Below are 16,681 nucleotides of genomic sequence, written 5' to 3'. Positions count from 1 at the left end.
ACGATTTATCTGTTAGGGTTATTAAGTATAACCAATGCTGCAATAACACCTGGAACCCAGCCACAAAGCCACAATAGAAACACAATAACGATAGAACCACAACCTTTATCTAAGACTGCTAAAGGTGGGCATAAAATTGAAAGTACGACTCTCCAAAAACTCATAATAATTTTGATTTAATTTAATTCTACATTTCTGTAGATTGATGATTGATGTGCTCATATGACGCAGCATTTTATATTTTGTTACACTTTTATTATTTATAAACTTTATAAAATAGTTTATTAATGTTTCTTGTGTAAAAATTAGTTTTAATTCATCTGTTTTAATTCTATCTTTGCTGGCTTAATTATACATCATATTATATTATGTCACAGTTATCTGAGCAAGAGCTCGTACGAAGAGAAAAACTAGCAAAATTACGTGCGTTAGGGATTAATCCTTATCCAGCAGATTTATTTCCTGTTTCTGAAACCTCAAAACAAGTCAAACAGGACTATAAGGAAGGCAAACAGGTAGTTATTGCTGGACGTTTAATGTCTCGTCGTATTCAAGGTAATGCTAGTTTTGCAGAACTACAGGATAGTGAAGGGCGTATACAAGTTTACTTTAATAGAGATGAAATTTGTACAGGAGATGATAAAACCAAGTATAATGATGTCTACAAAAAATTACTAGATATTGGCGATTTTATTGGTATAGAAGGTGAGTTATTTACTACTAAAGTTGGTGAAAAAACTGTAATGGTTAAAGATTTTACGCTTTTAAGTAAAGCCTTAAAACCTTTACCGATGCCAAGAACTGATGCAGACGGAAAAATTCATGATGCATTTACAGACCCAGAAATGCGTTACAGACAGCGTTATGCAGATTTAGCTGTAAACCCACATGTTAAAGAGGTTTTTGTAAAACGTACAAAACTTTTTAATGCCATGCGTTCGTTTTTTAACGACTCGGGGTATTTTGAGGTTGAAACGCCTATTTTACAACCTATTCCTGGTGGTGCTGCTGCACGACCATTTATTACACACCATAACAGTTTAGACATTCCATTATATATGAGAATTGCAAACGAGTTATACCTAAAGCGTTTAATTGTTGGTGGTTTCGATGGTGTTTATGAGTTTTCTAAAAACTTTAGAAACGAAGGTATGGACCGTACACATAATCCTGAATTTACAGCAATGGAAATATATGTTGCTTATAAGGATTACAATTGGATGATGGATTTCTGTGAACGTCTTTTAGAGCATTGTGCTATTGCAGTAAATGGTACTTCGGAAGCTACTTTTGGAGAACACAAGGTAGATTTTAAAGCGCCTTACAAGCGTATTACTATGGCAGATTCTATTAAAGAGTTTACTGGTTTTGATATTACTGGTAAAACTGAAGATGAGATTAGAGCGGCTGCCGAAGGTATGGGCATTGCTGTAGATGATACTATGGGTAAAGGAAAATTAATTGATGAAATTTTTGGTGAAAAATGCGAAGGAAATTACATACAACCAACATTCATTACAGATTATCCTAAAGAAATGAGTCCTTTATGTAAAGAACATAGAGACAACCCTGAACTAACGGAGCGTTTTGAATTAATGGTTTGCGGAAAAGAAATTGCAAATGCTTATTCTGAATTAAATGACCCTATAGATCAACGTGAGCGTTTTGAGCATCAATTAAAATTAGCTCAAAAAGGAGATGATGAAGCTACTGAGTTTATAGATCATGATTTTTTACGTGCTTTAGAGTATGGTATGCCTCCTACTTCTGGAATGGGAATTGGTATGGATCGCTTAATTATGTTTTTAACCAATAATCAATCGATACAAGAAGTGTTATTCTTCCCACAAATGCGCCCAGAAAAGAAAGTTGTTCCTATGAGCGATGAAGAGAAAGCGGTATTCGAAATTTTGAAAAAAGAAACGCCTATTGTATTAAATGATTTAAAAGCACAATCTGGTTTAAGCAACAAAAAGTGGGATAAAACCATTAAAGGCTTAACTAAGCTTGGTGTTGCTAAAGTAAATAAAACAGATGATGGTTTGTTTGTAGAAATAGTATAACTACTACATGAAACTGTTAAAACAATATAAAGCATATAGTCTTGGACTATATGCTTTTTTAATTTTTATCCATTTTGTTTTAAAAGACAGGCTATTTCCAATAAGTATTATTTTCTATGCTACACCTTTAATTTTAATTATTTTGTTAGGATGCCTTATAGTATTCTTTTACAGGAAACAAAAAACAATAGTTTACCCAATTATAATATTTCAGTTTGTATTATCTTTTTACTGGTTTAACCAGTATTATTTTACTCAAACCAAAAAACCTCTATCACAAACTAATTCTGTTTTATTTTGGAATGTTGCTAAAAGGAAACAATTTCCTATTCATCCAATCATTACGCATACTAAAAACAACAGTTGTAGTATTATTACTTTAGTTGAAGCGCTTTATGTTAATGAACAGGATTTAGAAAGCTTAAATACAAACCTACCTAATTATAGTATAAAAAAATTAAGAGGTGATATGTTATTAGGAGTAAAAGGCACTATAGATTCTATTAGCTATAAATATGTAGATAAACAATACAAATTTAACCACATTAAAACCTCTATAAATAATGTACCCACAAGTGTTTTAATTGTAGATATTTATGCTAGTCCTTTTATTAATAAGAAGCAACCACTTATAGAAGTCCTTGATTATGCCAATACTCATAACATAGATATTATTGTTGGAGATTTTAATACACCTTACGAAAGCGTTCACTTTACAAATTATACTAAATGGTATTCTAGTTTCCATAATTACAATAATGGTTTTTCTGCAACATGGCCCTATAGCCTTCCGTTATTAGAACTAGATCAAATATGGGTTTCCCAACCTTTAAAACCTAATATTCTTAATAGTTATGAATATACTGTTTCTGACCACAAACTATTAATTGCTGAATATTACAATATTAGCAAAAGATAATTCCTGTATAAAAAACAGGAAAAACCACTAGCTATTAAGGATTATAAAACTCTATTTTACAACCACTTATATATACATATTTGCATAATCAATTGATATGGCGCAAACCGAAAAGCCAATATTAAACAGAGTAGGTAGGCAAATAAAAATATAATGGTTTCATTTAAAGAATTATCAATTACATTTGATTCTACAAAAGGAAAAAAACAAAGAGAGATTGCTACTGCAGTTTTTAAATCGAAAGTTAAATCGGCTCAAGCAGTTTTAAAAGGTTTTAATATTCGCTATACAGATGGAGATCATCATGTATTAGAACAAGAAATAGATTTAGATATCACTAAAATTGTAGGTAACACTGTTACTGTAGCTGCAGATTTTCTATTAAGAGATAGTAGCGGTCATATAGATGATCGTTTTCATGGCTGGGTACAATGTGTTGTAATCGCAAACACGTAATACAAAAGAGTAGAACTAAAATAGAAAGCGCATATTATTTAAATAATGTGCGCTTTCTTGGCTCTAAACTATAAACTAAATTTGGATTAATTTAATTAAGGGTTTAATTCAAATGCTTAAGAATTTGTTAAGTCTTCTGTTTCAAAATCACTATCTAAAGTGTCTGAAAAAAGCATAAGGAGGGATTGAATAATTTTCATAGCTTTAATTTATTTTTCTTTTCTATTAAGTCGAACAGAAAATAGATGCCTTACATTTTTTTACATCCATATCTATTATTTTAAAGTAAGTTTGTAATATCATCACTATTTATGGATATTGTCGAACAATAAGCCTAACAGTATATTTTGAGAACTACAGACAAAGCGTTATATTTTTGTAATACACATCCTTTTTTATTTTCTCATAAAAACTGCAAACTGTGTAGGCGAGGTATGTGCCATACATGTATTAACAATAATGAAACAGTTTGCGCTTCTTGTATTAAAGAGCGTTATTTTACTCCAGATTATTACACTAACATGCAAGAAGTTAAACATGCTTTATTAATAGGTATTATAGTGCTTATTATTTATTCTATTTTCTTTTTCTCAACAGCGCACCAATTAGAAACAATTAATTTGCTATGGAGTTTTATTGGAGGAATTGCTATTGGTAGTGGGTATTATTTAATTAAGAATGTATCTCTATATTCTGAAACAAATAAAATTCCATTTATAGGTTTTAAATTTACATTGGTACTTGTTGCATTAACCTTTGTTTTAGGTATTCCAATAGTCTATTTTATATATAAAACCTTTGTTTTAATTAAAACATATTATTTTAAATCTAACACCAATACTTTAGGTCGTTATTAAAATAAATAAGAATAATGAAAGTAAAAAAAGGAAGTTAAAGTGGTAAGTTTTTAAGAAATGTATTAGTTACCCACTTGTAAAAGATATTTTTATTAGAGACATTTATACCACGCTCTCTTAAAGCTTTAATTCTATTAATAGTTTTTATAATTTTTAAAACTATTAACAGAAGAATTACTATTGTACTAACCGTTAAAATTGCCCCCATAATTATACAACATTAATAAATAATAAAATAGAAAGCATCAATCTACTTCCATAAATCGATAAATCGACTATTAAAATCGCTAAAAAGCATAAAAATTCGCCATAACACCTCCATTTATTTTGCAGTAATGTTAATTATCTATATAATCAATAATAAATAGTTAAAAAACAGAGGAAAACACAAAAAAAAGACTTTAGAGGCTCTAAAGTCTTTTTTTAATATTATAAAATTATGTTATAATCCTAAAACTGAAGTTCCTTGTTCAAAAACCACATCTACTGGAATATTTGCATGACTAAGTTTATCTAAATCTCCCTGAAGTTCTTTAGAAATGCTTACATAATTAGCTACAAAATTATTTACACCATTGTAATCTCCATCTCCTTGATAACTTAAAATAACTTCGGAAAGTGTTTCCATTGCAAACTCCATTTTTTGAAAGTTAACGGTATAGGTTCCATTATTATTTCTAGTAAATGCGCCCATTTGCTTAAAGAAATTAAAACGAATCATATTTGCTTTTCCATGTGCACTAGAGGTTCCAAAACGAACAGATCTAAATATACCCGCCATAAAGGTTACCATATTGTCTTTTAAATCTTCTTTTAACTCACCTTTTGCATGCAGTTGTTGTACCATATATAAGCCAAGAATGTCTGCTTTTCCTTCTTCTAAAGCACTAGCGTGTTCTTTAAGTGCTGTTCTTACTGTTCCTTTTCCTGTTATTGTATTTTTAATTCCTAATCCATGTGCTACTTCATGAAACATGGTATTAGCAAAAAATGCATCGAAAGTAATATGTTTTCTTTGAGCAGGATCTATTAAAACATCTGCAATAGGTACTAAAATTTTATCAAACTTAGCCTGCATTGCATTTTTTAGCTGTAGGCGTCTTGTTCCTTTTTTTAGTTGCACTTCTTCATCATTAGGTAAATTAATTGCTATCGTTTTACTTCCAGAGTTACAATCTCCTGCATAAAAAACCACATCGTAAGCATTTAAGTCGCTATCTGTTCCTGGTTTTTCTTGCTTATATTTTTCACCCACTGGTAAACCTTTTTGTAATTCTGGTAAAAAGCTACTAAACTTCTCTAGTTTTTTGCTCCAGTCTTGGTCTTTAATTAGCACATAGCCTTCATGAGCGGCTTTGTTTCCAAATAATTGGTCTTCGTAGGTTTCAATTGGCCCAATCACAATATCTAGTGTATTGTTTTTCATATCCATCCATGCATAATCACTAGCTTGATAGTCGTCATTTAATAGTGCTTTTGCTCTTAGCTCTAAATATTTTTTTAGTCCTTTATCTTCCGCTAAACTTGCTGCTTCTAATAATAGTACTGAAACTTCTTTTACTTCTTTTTCAAATTGTTTGTGGTATGGTATGGTGTACAATTTACCTTCTTCATCACGGCGAACAAAATTATAAATACTAGACTTGTCTTTCATCGTCGCTTTTTCAAATGCTTCCTTTGTTATATCTGCTGGATAAAAATTTGCGCCTTTAGGTTTTTCTCCTACGCCCTCGACAAAAGGTTTATTATTGTCTAATCGATCCCATGGTCCATAATTAATTTTTATATACTTTTTAGTATCGTCATCTGTTGTATTTTCTAATAAAGCATCTAAATCGCCATAGGCTTCATATGCAAATAACTTATTCATTTTATCTGCAGTCTTAATTAAAATAGGGAGCATTTGGCGCTCTTTTGCTGTTAATGTATTTAGATTGGATGTTAATTTTACACTTACATATTTATCTAAATTCATTTGCATTGCTGTTTTTTCGGTTTTAACAACATCTTTAGTTGTAGACTCTATAGTTGTTTTATCTCCATCTTTTTTACAGGACCATAAAACGGTCATTAACAATAAGGTTCCTATCGTTTTTTTCATTGCTATAATATTATACATTACCTTCCAAAGTTAGCTATTTTTATATTGCTATTCTACATAGTCGGCAATTGGGACTTTATTAATTATTACATTTTTTAAAACTGCATCACCTTCTTTAACGTATACCAAGGCATAAGTATTATTTGGTATTGTATCGCGTTGTGCTTCTCTATGAGCCTCTTCGGCAGGTTTAGCTTTACTTTCTTCCATATAAAAACGATTAAATGGTAAGTTAAATCTTAATGTATTGGTGTTATAATTATACCAACTTGCTTTAGCTATAACATAATCTTCCTTTACTGGTAATGGTTTTTTGCTAACTTGGGTTAACTGAGCAAACCCTAAACTGTCTTTTTTTATATACACATAAACATCGTCTTGTCGCAACCAAGTAGTATCTGGTGTAATCGCCGAATTTATGTTATAGCGTAATGTTATGTATTTTCCTCTAAAAGGATCTGTTGGATCTATAGGTTCTGTTCTAAACTTATAGGCAGTTCCAGAATCTAAAATAGTTTCTTGACCTAAAATCATTTGTATTGGAATAAACAATTGTACTAATGCGATTAATACAAATAGTATAAATATGTGTTTTATTTTTATAGCTTGCATAAGTGTTATTTTAGTGTTTTACATTGTTTGCATTTTGCTTTTTAAGCATGATGTAATTGGTTATAAAAAAACCAACACCAACGGCTACAAATAATAACCCTCTAACTACAAAACTCATGTTAGTATCTAGAAATCTACAAAATATTAGAGCGGATACAATTAATAATCCGTAATTTAAAACTCCAAAATGCATTTTATCTACTCCTATTTTTATAGCATTTATACCTAAAACAAATAATAATATATTTGTTATTACTGTTGGTATAACATCGTCTGTTAGTCCTACAAAAAACAAGACACTCATTATTATGTATATATAATGAAAAAGGTTAAAGGTTTCCAACCGTTTCTTTAATAGTAAACGTATTAGTACAAACGTGGTTAGTATAAATAAGACAACAACAAGTGAGCTTTCACTAATAAAAGCATGTTTAATTCTTAACACATCTTTCCATACCCATCTAAAGCTTGCAGTTAATAACAAGACTATAGAGCCTAAAGAGCCAAGAACTAAATAGCCATTTTGTCTTAGTTTTAAATTTTCTAAAACGCCTAACTTTCCTATATTATAGAATAAACCAAATAGAATAATATAAGAGAGAAATATTAATTCATCGAATTTAGTAATAAATGCACCTAAGGTTATTGCTAAGCTTAATGGTAAAAGCCAATTAAAAACAGATGTTATATTCGCTTCAAATTTATGTTTTAGTAGAGTATAATAATATGGTAATAACACTAGTAGAAGCACCAAATACATCCATGGGATATTACTATTATACGAATAGCCATATTCGCAAGCATATATTGTAGCAAATAATAAATGTAATAATGCTAAGGCATGAGATTTTAACAAATATATTAATGGTGCACACAATAATATCCAAGTTAACATATAACGACTAAAATTACCTGGAATATTATATATCTGACTCACCATTGCCATGGAAGCACCTACTGCAAAAAACAAAAATACACCTGATGCTTCTTTCCATGTTTTACTTTTTTGTTTTAAAATGGAAAAGCCAACCAGCAATTGCCCTATAATTAATGGGGCGAAAGCAAAACATGTTTTTATTGTTTTCGGAAAATCATCCCAATTGTGTGCTAGTATTAAAATAATTCCTAACCCGACTAAAATAGAACCTAATACTCCAAACACAGTAAATAATCGGTTAGGGTTTGTTGGTTGTTTTAAGTTATAGTAATGTTCTATTTTGGAAGCAATGTCTTGAGATATCACGCCTTCTTTTACCAATTCTGGTAATTCTTTTTTAAGTTTTGAATGCATTGTTATTGCTTTAATATTAATGATATGGCTTTTTTACGCAAAAGGATAAGACCAAATAGCTAAACCAAGTAATATAAATTCTAAAAGTAGAAAAAGTAGATTCCTTATTATCTGATTATTAATTTTTATAATAAAATAATAATCGATTAGCGCAAACATTATTCCTAACCCAATTAAAATAGGAATTGAAAATACTAGTACTAATGAAGTTCCTCCTCCAACTACAGGGAAATATGCTTTCATTATTATTTGAATAATAGAACTTATTAGAAAAATGGCGAATCTTAATTCCTTATTCATATTTAGTTTGATTGCCCTATAATAAATTGTACAACTGTTAAACTTATTCCCATAATCAAAATTATTATAGAAAGATAAACATAGTTAGGCGTTTTAAACTTTTTTTTATAGAGTCCAATTATAGCAAGAATCAATAATAAGGGTTGTCCTAAAATACAAGGTATAGTAAACATTTCTTGCATAACTCCTATTAGCACATACCGCGATTTAAAAACGGTATGGTTTAAATATATTAAAAATAGAAATAAAGGTGCAAAAATTGAAAACGCTAATATTAGTTTTTCTAACGTTATGTTTTTTGATGTCATCATGTAATGTTTTTAATTTTTGTTTAAAAAACGGCGCAACATATTTGCTACGCCATTTTTTTTGGTTAACTAACGTAACCAATCATCAAAACAAAAAGATCATATACACGATAATTCCTTCAGCAATTCCTGTTATTATAGACATTCCAAGAATATCTTTTATTTTACTTCTTAAAAAGAAAACGGTGCTTAATATTGCTATAATAGCGGCTAGCAATATTTCTAAAGCACCAATCTCAGATAATAAATACGTTATTCCTGTAAATGCAGCGGTTACTCCTAATGTTATAAGTCCAAACTTTATAATTTCGTCTTTAGAATAATTCCCTTCTTTAAATCCTTTTCTTAAATCTCTTAATACAGAGAGTATAAATAATAATGGTACTACCGATAAAAATGGTGCAAAAACGACTTTAATCCCTTTTACAATGGTTAAACTATTGTAGTAAAAAAATGCCATAGCTGTAAATGCTAATAAGCCTGTTACTATTATAGATTGAAATGTGAATAATAATTCTCTCTTTTTAGTATTATCTTTTTGCTCTGTGTTGTTAAATATTTGATTCATAATATTATTGTTTTTGATGATTTAATGTTGTTTAGTTTGATAAAAAGAAAACGTGTACAGCCAACGCTAATAATACGCCACTTAAAACCCCGTTTACTTTTAGGTTATTATACAGTATATAATTAAGCACATAGCTACTTATTGTTGTAGAGTTTATTAAATGTGCAAAAATTAAATTTTGTTCTAATTTTTGTTGTGTTATTAGTTCTAACACCTGCATGATTGCTAAACTAGAAACAATAGCGACTATTAATAAAATAGTAGCGGGTCTTTGGTTTTTAAGTTTATACTCGTCTGTATTTTTGGGTAGAAAATGCTCTATTAAAATAAAGCGAACAAAAAATAGCATTGGGATAGGAAACAGTATAGATGCAATTATTTTTATAACATCTTTTAATGTTTTTATTTCGTCGTATCCTAAAAATACTAAATAGACAAATACTAAAACTGAAATTCCAGTAGTTACAATAAAAGCGGCATTTACTTGCTTTAGCTTCATTTTCTATATACCTAAAGGGTTTATAATGGTTGTATTATTACAACTCATAAATGCAACACACTTACTATAGCTTTTTATTGTTTTTTTCTTAATTGTTTTTGAAAAAACGGTCATTGTTCCAAATACAACTATTAATACGGTGGTTTTTAGATAATGATTCATATTGTTTTGTTTTTAATGATTACAGGACAAAAGTGCAATACTTTATAATTGTACAAAACACAATTTCAATTAAAAACTGACGATATAATTTATATTCAATATCTTTATAACACTATAATTAGTATTTAAAACAATAAAAAACTGACGATATAATGACAAATTTAAACGATATAATATCTACGCTTTCTTCTGAAGAGCAACAACAGTTTATTAATTATTTAGAGCGAAAAAACAAACGTAATGACACAAAAAACATAATATTATTTAAGCTTCTAGTCAAAAATGAATTCGATTCTAAAACAATATGCAACACTATATATAAAAACTATAATAAAGATGCATACCACGCTTTAAGGAAACGTTTATACCAATCTATTATAGATTTTATAGCTAATTCTAATTTAAAAGAGGAGAATTCTGTAGATATGCAAATTATTAAATACATTTTAGCGTCTCGTACTTTTCTAAATCATAAACACTATAAAGTAGCTTATAAAATTTTAGATAAAGCAGAAGCCATAGCTACAGAGCATCATTTATTCGCTATACTAAATGAAATCTACCACACAAAAATTCAATATGCTTATGCCAATCCTCAATTAGATTTAGATAGGCTTATTATTAAGTTTAAAAACAATCAGAAAAATCATTACCTAGAGGATCAATTAAATATCGTTTATGCAAAAATTAAACAAATCTTAAATAATATTGCATATAAAGGAGAGGTATTAGATTTTGAAACTCTTTTAAACACGACTTTAAAGGAGTACAATATAAATAGTAACGATTTAATGTCTTTTAAATCACTTTATCAGTTAATATCTATAGTTAGTATTTCTGCATTTGTTTCTAAAAACTACTTAAAAATAGAGCCTTTTTTAATTCATACATATAAAACGATACAAACACATAAAAATAAAGACAAGCAATTATTTTATCATATACAAGTTTTATACTTAATCGCTAATACCCTTTTTAGAAATAAAAAATTTAACGATTCTCTTTTCTATTTAGAACAAATGCACAATCATATGCTACTAAAACGAAAAAAGCATTATAAAACATTTCTACTTAAATACAATTTATTACTTGCCCTCAACTACAACTACTCTAGCCAACAAACTAAAGCTATAACTATTTTACAACCATTTACAACCTACAAACACCAAGATACCGAAAACTTATTAGACATACATTTAACCTTAATTATGTTTTATATCCAGTCTGGCGACTATAACAAATCTCATCAATTATTTTCAAAATTTTATCATACAGATAATTACTATGAAGCTAAAGCGGGTAAAGAATGGGTTTTAAAAAAGAACTTAATAGAAATTATTTTACATATAGAATTACATAACATAAATTATGTAGACTCAAGATTATTGAGCTTTAAAAGACTACATTTTAAATACCTAAAAAGTATAAATCAACAACGTGTTATTACTTACCTAGCTTTAGTAGAAGACTATTATAAAAAACCCGAACAAGTAACAACAGAAGCTTTTTACAATAAAGTAGAACATGCCTTTGATTGGGTAGAGGCAAAACAGGAAGATATTTTTGTGATGAGTTATTATGCTTGGCTTAAAAGTAAAATGGAAAACAAGCCGCTATATAACACTACATTGCAATTAATAAAACAAGCACAAACTGTTAATTAGTCGTTAAAATAACGTTCTGTTTAAACCTTTTATTTTTTTGTTGGTCTTAGAAGCAAATAACAATTAAAAACATAAGTAGGATGAAAAAAATAGTTTTTGTATTAATCGCTTTAATAGCGTTTCAAATTAATGCCCAACACAGAAAAGAGGGACATGACGAGCATAAAAAGGAAAGACGCCACAACATGAAAGACATAAGTGCAGAAGACATGTCTCAATTACATACTAAAAAGTTAACATTAGCTTTAGATTTAACTGAAGCACAGCAAAAAAAGGTTAATGCTTTAAACCTTAAACATGCTAAAGCTAAAAAGGCAAAAATGGAAGCTAGAATGAAAGCTAAAGAAGCTGCTAAAAAACGCTCTCAAGAAGAACGTTTAAAGCTTATGAATGAAAGATTAGATGCGCAAATAGCCCATAAGAAAGAGATGAAAGCCATTCTTAATACAGAGCAATATAAAAAATGGGAAAACATGCAAGCTAAAAGAAAAAGAGCTGGAAAGAAAAGAACTATGGGTAAAAGAAAAGCTATGAAAAGACCTAAACACAGAGAGGAGCATAAAGAATAACAAAACAGCTTAATGAATTAGTTTTTTAAGCAGTAAAAAGATGCCGATTATCTAATCGGCATCTTTTTTATTTGCTAATATTATGTAAATAGCTTTACTTTGGGTAATTAACGTCTAATTATCTAAAAATGATGAAGAAAATATTTACTTTATGTTTTTTTGCTTTTGCAATGGTTATAGGAACTCAATCTGCAACAGCTCAAAGCAAAGCTGAAACTAATGAAAAAGCAGTTAATACTGCTAAAAAACTACAACAATTATTGCAATTTGATGACGCTACTCTATCTAAAGTCTATGAGGCTTATAGAGAATATAATAGTAAAACAGCTACCATAAAAGCTACAAATGAAGTTGGCACAGAAGCTCACAAAAAAAACACTAAATTAGTACAAGATCGTTTAATGTCTTCTATGAAAAATGCTTTAAATAATGAGGCATTATATAATAGATACTTAATAGCTACAGATCAACCAGGAGCTAAAGTTGATAGAACTGGAATGCAAGTACGCCAAAGAGCTGCTCAAAAAAAATAAAAGCATATTTGCTTTTCTACATAAAAAAAAAGATTATCTATTAAGTTAGATAATCTTTTTTTTATTGATGTTTATCTTATTTTTTTAGCAACTTACATATTACTAAAAACTACATCGCATGCAGCTATTGTTTTATCTAAATCATTATAAGTTAAGGCATCTGTAATAAACCATGTTTCAAAAGCACTAGGCGCTATATATATACCTTGATTTAACATACCATGAAAGAAACGCTTAAATGTTTCATTATTTCCTTTAGCTGCTGTTTCAAAATCAAAAACATCTCCTTCATCAAAATGAACAGAAATCATAGAGCCTACTCTATTTATAGTATGGGCTACACTATGTTTATTTAAAACATTAGATAATCCTTTATGTAAATATTCTGTTTTTTCTGCTAGTCTTGTAAAAATTACATCATCATTATTTAATGCTGTTAACATTGCTAAACCGGCTGCCATTGCCAATGGGTTTCCACTTAATGTTCCTGCTTGATATACTGGTCCTAAAGGCGCTAAATAATTCATAATCTCTTCTCTAGCTGCAAATGCTCCTACAGGTAATCCGCCTCCTATAACTTTTCCAAAGCAAACAATATCTGCATTAATTCCTAATAATTCTTGAGCACCTCCTTTTGCCAGACGAAACCCCGTCATAACCTCATCAAAAATCAATAAAACATCATGTTTATCACATAAATCTCTTAAGCCTTCTAGAAATCCTTTTTTAGGAGGAATACACCCCATATTCCCAGCTACGGGTTCTATAATAATGCAAGCAACTTCATTTTTATTAGCTTCAATAAGCGCTGCCACATTATCTAAATCATTGTATTTAGCAAGTAATGTGTCTTTTGCAGTGCCTTTAGTTACACCAGGGCTATTAGGAGAGCCAAACGTTACTGCACCACTACCTGCTTGTATTAAAAAGGAATCACTATGCCCATGATAACATCCCGAAAATTTTATTATTTTATCTTTTCCTGTGTAGCCTCGTGCCAAACGCACAGCACTCATACAAGCTTCTGTTCCAGAATTAACAAACCTAATTTTATCTATATTGGGCACCATAGAAACTGCTAGTTCAGCAATTTCAGTTTCTATTTGAGTTGGCATACCAAAAGAGGTTCCTTTTTTAGTCTTTTCTATTACTGCACTAACTACAGGCTCATAAGCATGTCCTAATATCATTGGCCCCCATGAATTAATATAATCTATTAATTGGTTTCCGTCTTCATCATATAAATAGGCTCCTTTTGCTTCTTTTACAAAAATTGGAGTTCCGCCTACTGCTTTAAATGCTCTAACTGGAGAGTTAACACCTCCTGGAATAACTTGTTCTGCTTGTGCAAACAATGCACTACTTCGTTTATAAATCATAAACTATTATTAATCTTTTGGTAAGGGTTTAACAAATAATGCTTGTCCTTCAAACAAATCATTATTTTCTAAACTATTTAAATCTTTAAGTTCTTGTACTGTTAAATTATAGCGCCTAGATAACGAATACAACGTATCTCCTTTTACCACAATATGCTTCTCATTTACACCTGTATCTTTACCTAAAACTTCTGCATCAAAACGATATAATTGATAACGTTCTATTAAACTAATTAGTTTTTGAGGATACTTTCTATCTGTTGCATAACCCGCAGCTCTTAGCTCTCTAGCCCAGCCTTTATAATCATCTTTTTTAAGTTTAAAAAGCTTATGATAACGCTTACGACCTTTTAAAAATAGAGAATGATCTCTAAATGAGTATTTCGAATTTTTATATTTTCTAAAGCACTCTTGATCTTTATCATCATCATGATAAATACGACCTCCTTTCCATCCGCTATGGCACTTTATCCCAAAATGATTATTTGCTTCTACAGATAAACGCCCTTTTCCTGAGGCCGATTCTAAAATACCTTGTGCTAAAGTTATACTCGCTGGTATATTATAATTACGCATTTCGTCTTGAGCTATATCACTATAAATTGCAATATATTCATCTGTAGGTGTTGCATATACTTCTGGTGTGTCTTTTATTGTAACTTCTACTTTTGGTTTAGTCTTTGGAGTAGTTTTAACGACAACCTTTGGTTTAGTTTTTACAACCCTTACTTTTTTATTCCTCTTTTTAGTTGTTGTTACTCGTTTTTGAGAGCCACAACTAGAAAGCAGCGCTAATAAACCTAGAATAATAAATATATGTCTCATTAATTTCATTGTATTAAAGGCAGTTTTCTTTGTTTTAATCTTATATTCATTCCCTTAATTCCTTGCAATCCACCTGTATGGATAACTAGTATTTTAGAATCTGGTGGAAAATAATTGTTTTTTATCATATCATAAACACCGTACATCATTTTCCCTGTATAAACCGGATCTAAAGAAATATTATGTCTTTCTTTGAACTGATTAATAAACGTTACCAATTCAGTATTTATTTTAGCATAGCCACCAAAATGATAATCGCTAATTAACTGCCAATTATCTTGTTTTGCAAACTTACTAATATCTTCAATTAAAAAATCACCTTTTAATGCCGAAAATCCTAAAACTTTTTGATTTGGTAATGCACTATTAATTATACCAGAAATTGTGCCACCTGTTCCAACAGGAACACATATATAATCAAAAATATTGTCAGTTGCTGTTAAAATTTCTTCACAACCCTTAATTGCTAAAGCATTTGTTCCGCCTTCAGGTACAATATAAAAATCTTTGAACTCTTTTTTTAAACTCTCAATAAATAATTCTGAGTCTTTGTTCCTATAATCACTTCTACTAACAAATTTAAACTGCATTCCACATTGTTGAGCATATAATAATGTTGGATTGTTATTAATTTGTTTTTCTAATTCTTCACCTCTAATAACACCTATTGTATTTATTCCATAAAGTCTTCCTGCAGCAGCAGTTGCAGCAATGTGATTAGAAAATGCTCCGCCAAAAGTTAATAATGTATTAACGCCATCTGCTAAAGCTTTCTCAATATTATATTTTAATTTCCTGTACTTATTACCTGAGACTTCTAAATGGATTTTGTCTTCTCTTTTTACATACAACTCCACAACACTAGACACTCCTTTTACTTGAGTAGTCTCCACAAAAAAAACACCACTTAAATTCTCCATAAACTCACCATCATTTTTTATGATTTAATTTTCACCTTGAAAGTAACTAATAACAAAACTTACTGCCATACACCTTTTAGTATTCATCCCTCTACATTATTATAGTTAATACATTAATGTTCAAATTTACTTATAAATACTTTTAATTTACAAATACGGTTTACATATACTGTATTTAAATAATAGTTTAAAATCTACCTTATCCTACGTACAACTTTACAGTATACTCTTCAATATTCAACATACAAGAGCAATAGAATAATATACTCAAAAAAAAGCGCATAAAAATATATCTATAACAAAATCAAGACTATAACATTTTATTAAACCTTAAAAAAAACCTTTTATCGATTTTATTACCAATACACAACATAAATACATACAAAAAAATGCATTTAAACGACAAAAAATGCATTTGAAAGAATTTTCAAAAAATAACTCATTTATTTTAACTATCTTTTGAATCAAGAATATGTATTTTATATATAAGTTATAATTATCGCTACTCCCAGGGCATTTATTATAATTTAATGTGCACTTTTAACATAATGGTTGTTGAACCTAAAATAGTTAAAATACAATATTAAAACTCCCCTTAATTTAATTTCTATTTAAGTATTAAATATGCTTTAATATTTAATGTGTGCTAAATATC

The 16,681-nt window shown here is 29.4% G+C and carries 18 protein-coding genes; 7 read left to right on the top strand and 11 right to left on the bottom strand.

Going from position 1 to position 16,681, the window contains the following annotated elements; all coding sequences use genetic code 11:
- Window positions 1-5: 5 nt before the first annotated feature.
- Window positions 6-164, bottom strand: a complete 159-nt coding sequence (locus ACVC08_RS06180) for a YqaE/Pmp3 family membrane protein (RefSeq protein ID WP_452597630.1) — start codon at window positions 162-164, stop codon at window positions 6-8.
- A gap of 204 nt (window positions 165-368) precedes the next feature.
- Between ACVC08_RS06180 and lysS the strand changes: the two genes are divergently transcribed.
- The 4 genes from lysS (at window position 369) to ACVC08_RS06160 (ending at window position 4,295) form a co-directional block, all read left to right on the top strand.
- Window positions 369-2,063, top strand: a complete 1,695-nt coding sequence (lysS, locus tag ACVC08_RS06175; protein ID WP_452601408.1) for a lysine--tRNA ligase — start codon at window positions 369-371, stop codon at window positions 2,061-2,063.
- Window positions 2,064-2,070: 7 nt separating this feature from the next.
- A complete protein-coding gene (locus ACVC08_RS06170; protein ID WP_452601407.1) occupies window positions 2,071-2,982 on the top strand; it encodes a hypothetical protein in 912 nt (303 codons plus the stop codon).
- 153 nt (window positions 2,983-3,135) lie between these two features.
- Entirely contained in the window at window positions 3,136-3,438 is a 303-nt protein-coding gene (locus ACVC08_RS06165) for a hypothetical protein (protein ID WP_452597627.1), read from the top strand.
- Window positions 3,439-3,872: 434 nt separating this feature from the next.
- Complete coding sequence (locus ACVC08_RS06160; protein WP_452601406.1) at window positions 3,873-4,295, top strand: hypothetical protein; 423 nt, start codon at window positions 3,873-3,875, stop codon at window positions 4,293-4,295.
- A 34-nt stretch (window positions 4,296-4,329) separates the two neighbouring features.
- On the opposite strand, the gene ACVC08_RS06155 is transcribed toward ACVC08_RS06160, so the two are convergent.
- The 7 genes from ACVC08_RS06155 to ACVC08_RS06125 all read right to left on the bottom strand — a co-directional run bounded on the left by ACVC08_RS06155 (window position 4,330) and on the right by ACVC08_RS06125 (window position 10,136).
- Entirely contained in the window at window positions 4,330-4,503 is a 174-nt protein-coding gene (locus ACVC08_RS06155; protein WP_452597625.1) for a hypothetical protein, read from the bottom strand.
- Window positions 4,504-4,737: 234 nt separating this feature from the next.
- Window positions 4,738-6,396: a dipeptidyl-peptidase 3 family protein gene (locus tag ACVC08_RS06150; RefSeq protein WP_452601405.1), complete on the bottom strand. Its 1,659-nt coding sequence runs from the start codon at window positions 6,394-6,396 to the stop codon at window positions 4,738-4,740.
- A gap of 48 nt (window positions 6,397-6,444) precedes the next feature.
- Window positions 6,445-7,008 (bottom strand): GDYXXLXY domain-containing protein, encoded by a 564-nt coding sequence (locus tag ACVC08_RS06145; protein WP_452601404.1) that lies wholly within the window; start codon window positions 7,006-7,008, stop codon window positions 6,445-6,447.
- Between the two features lie 10 nt (window positions 7,009-7,018).
- Window positions 7,019-8,299: a DUF2157 domain-containing protein gene (locus ACVC08_RS06140; protein ID WP_452601403.1), complete on the bottom strand. Its 1,281-nt coding sequence runs from the start codon at window positions 8,297-8,299 to the stop codon at window positions 7,019-7,021.
- A gap of 693 nt (window positions 8,300-8,992) precedes the next feature.
- Window positions 8,993-9,475 (bottom strand): hypothetical protein, encoded by a 483-nt coding sequence (locus tag ACVC08_RS06135; protein ID WP_452597620.1) that lies wholly within the window; start codon window positions 9,473-9,475, stop codon window positions 8,993-8,995.
- A 31-nt stretch (window positions 9,476-9,506) separates the two neighbouring features.
- Window positions 9,507-9,974, bottom strand: coding sequence for a hypothetical protein (locus ACVC08_RS06130; RefSeq protein WP_452597619.1), 468 nt, complete (start codon window positions 9,972-9,974; stop codon window positions 9,507-9,509).
- A gap of 3 nt (window positions 9,975-9,977) precedes the next feature.
- Entirely contained in the window at window positions 9,978-10,136 is a 159-nt protein-coding gene (locus ACVC08_RS06125) for a hypothetical protein (RefSeq protein WP_452601402.1), read from the bottom strand.
- Window positions 10,137-10,288: 152 nt separating this feature from the next.
- On the opposite strand from ACVC08_RS06125, the gene ACVC08_RS06120 reads away from it, so the two are divergent.
- The 3 genes from ACVC08_RS06120 to ACVC08_RS06110 all read left to right on the top strand — a co-directional run bounded on the left by ACVC08_RS06120 (window position 10,289) and on the right by ACVC08_RS06110 (window position 12,902).
- Complete coding sequence (locus ACVC08_RS06120; RefSeq protein ID WP_452601401.1) at window positions 10,289-11,800, top strand: hypothetical protein; 1,512 nt, start codon at window positions 10,289-10,291, stop codon at window positions 11,798-11,800.
- Window positions 11,801-11,880: 80 nt separating this feature from the next.
- The gene (locus ACVC08_RS06115; protein WP_452601400.1) at window positions 11,881-12,369 is read left to right on the top strand and encodes a hypothetical protein; all 489 of its coding nucleotides are present in this window, start codon (window positions 11,881-11,883) and stop codon (window positions 12,367-12,369) included.
- A 128-nt stretch (window positions 12,370-12,497) separates the two neighbouring features.
- On the top strand, window positions 12,498-12,902 hold the full coding sequence (locus ACVC08_RS06110) for a hypothetical protein (protein ID WP_452601399.1): 405 nt from the start codon (window positions 12,498-12,500) through the stop codon (window positions 12,900-12,902).
- Between the two features lie 92 nt (window positions 12,903-12,994).
- On the opposite strand, the gene hemL is transcribed toward ACVC08_RS06110, so the two are convergent.
- From hemL to ACVC08_RS06095, 3 genes are read right to left on the bottom strand one after another with little or no spacing between them, the layout of a single operon-like run.
- Window positions 12,995-14,281 carry a glutamate-1-semialdehyde 2,1-aminomutase gene (gene hemL / locus ACVC08_RS06105; RefSeq protein ID WP_452601398.1) on the bottom strand — a complete coding sequence of 429 codons (1,287 nt, stop codon included), beginning with the start codon at window positions 14,279-14,281 and terminating at the stop codon, window positions 12,995-12,997.
- 9 nt (window positions 14,282-14,290) lie between these two features.
- Window positions 14,291-15,106: a glucosaminidase domain-containing protein gene (locus tag ACVC08_RS06100; protein ID WP_452601397.1), complete on the bottom strand. Its 816-nt coding sequence runs from the start codon at window positions 15,104-15,106 to the stop codon at window positions 14,291-14,293.
- Between the two features lie 5 nt (window positions 15,107-15,111).
- A complete protein-coding gene (locus tag ACVC08_RS06095) occupies window positions 15,112-16,026 on the bottom strand; it encodes a 1-aminocyclopropane-1-carboxylate deaminase/D-cysteine desulfhydrase (protein WP_452601396.1) in 915 nt (304 codons plus the stop codon).
- Window positions 16,027-16,681: the final 655 nt, after the last annotated feature.

It is taken from the genome of Pontimicrobium sp. MEBiC06410 (assembly GCF_053601615.1).
This window is presented reverse-complemented; position numbering and strand designations above follow the sequence as displayed.

Excerpts from the sequence above, each read along its gene's own strand:
- ACVC08_RS06180 (WP_452597630.1), bottom strand. The coding sequence starts at position 164 with ATGAGTTTTTGGAGAGTCGTACTTTCAATTTTATGCCCACCTTTAGCA.
- lysS (WP_452601408.1), top strand. The coding sequence starts at position 369 with ATGTCACAGTTATCTGAGCAAGAGCTCGTACGAAGAGAAAAACTAGCA.
- ACVC08_RS06170 (WP_452601407.1), top strand. The coding sequence starts at position 2,071 with ATGAAACTGTTAAAACAATATAAAGCATATAGTCTTGGACTATATGCT.
- ACVC08_RS06165 (WP_452597627.1), top strand. The coding sequence starts at position 3,136 with ATGGTTTCATTTAAAGAATTATCAATTACATTTGATTCTACAAAAGGA.
- ACVC08_RS06160 (WP_452601406.1), top strand. The coding sequence starts at position 3,873 with ATGTGCCATACATGTATTAACAATAATGAAACAGTTTGCGCTTCTTGT.
- ACVC08_RS06155 (WP_452597625.1), bottom strand. The coding sequence starts at position 4,503 with ATGGGGGCAATTTTAACGGTTAGTACAATAGTAATTCTTCTGTTAATA.
- ACVC08_RS06150 (WP_452601405.1), bottom strand. The coding sequence starts at position 6,396 with ATGAAAAAAACGATAGGAACCTTATTGTTAATGACCGTTTTATGGTCC.
- ACVC08_RS06145 (WP_452601404.1), bottom strand. The coding sequence starts at position 7,008 with ATGCAAGCTATAAAAATAAAACACATATTTATACTATTTGTATTAATC.
- ACVC08_RS06140 (WP_452601403.1), bottom strand. The coding sequence starts at position 8,299 with ATGCATTCAAAACTTAAAAAAGAATTACCAGAATTGGTAAAAGAAGGC.
- ACVC08_RS06135 (WP_452597620.1), bottom strand. The coding sequence starts at position 9,475 with ATGAATCAAATATTTAACAACACAGAGCAAAAAGATAATACTAAAAAG.
- ACVC08_RS06130 (WP_452597619.1), bottom strand. The coding sequence starts at position 9,974 with ATGAAGCTAAAGCAAGTAAATGCCGCTTTTATTGTAACTACTGGAATT.
- ACVC08_RS06125 (WP_452601402.1), bottom strand. The coding sequence starts at position 10,136 with ATGAATCATTATCTAAAAACCACCGTATTAATAGTTGTATTTGGAACA.
- ACVC08_RS06120 (WP_452601401.1), top strand. The coding sequence starts at position 10,289 with ATGACAAATTTAAACGATATAATATCTACGCTTTCTTCTGAAGAGCAA.
- ACVC08_RS06115 (WP_452601400.1), top strand. The coding sequence starts at position 11,881 with ATGAAAAAAATAGTTTTTGTATTAATCGCTTTAATAGCGTTTCAAATT.
- ACVC08_RS06110 (WP_452601399.1), top strand. The coding sequence starts at position 12,498 with ATGATGAAGAAAATATTTACTTTATGTTTTTTTGCTTTTGCAATGGTT.
- hemL (WP_452601398.1), bottom strand. The coding sequence starts at position 14,281 with ATGATTTATAAACGAAGTAGTGCATTGTTTGCACAAGCAGAACAAGTT.
- ACVC08_RS06100 (WP_452601397.1), bottom strand. The coding sequence starts at position 15,106 with ATGAGACATATATTTATTATTCTAGGTTTATTAGCGCTGCTTTCTAGT.
- ACVC08_RS06095 (WP_452601396.1), bottom strand. The coding sequence starts at position 16,026 with ATGGAGAATTTAAGTGGTGTTTTTTTTGTGGAGACTACTCAAGTAAAA.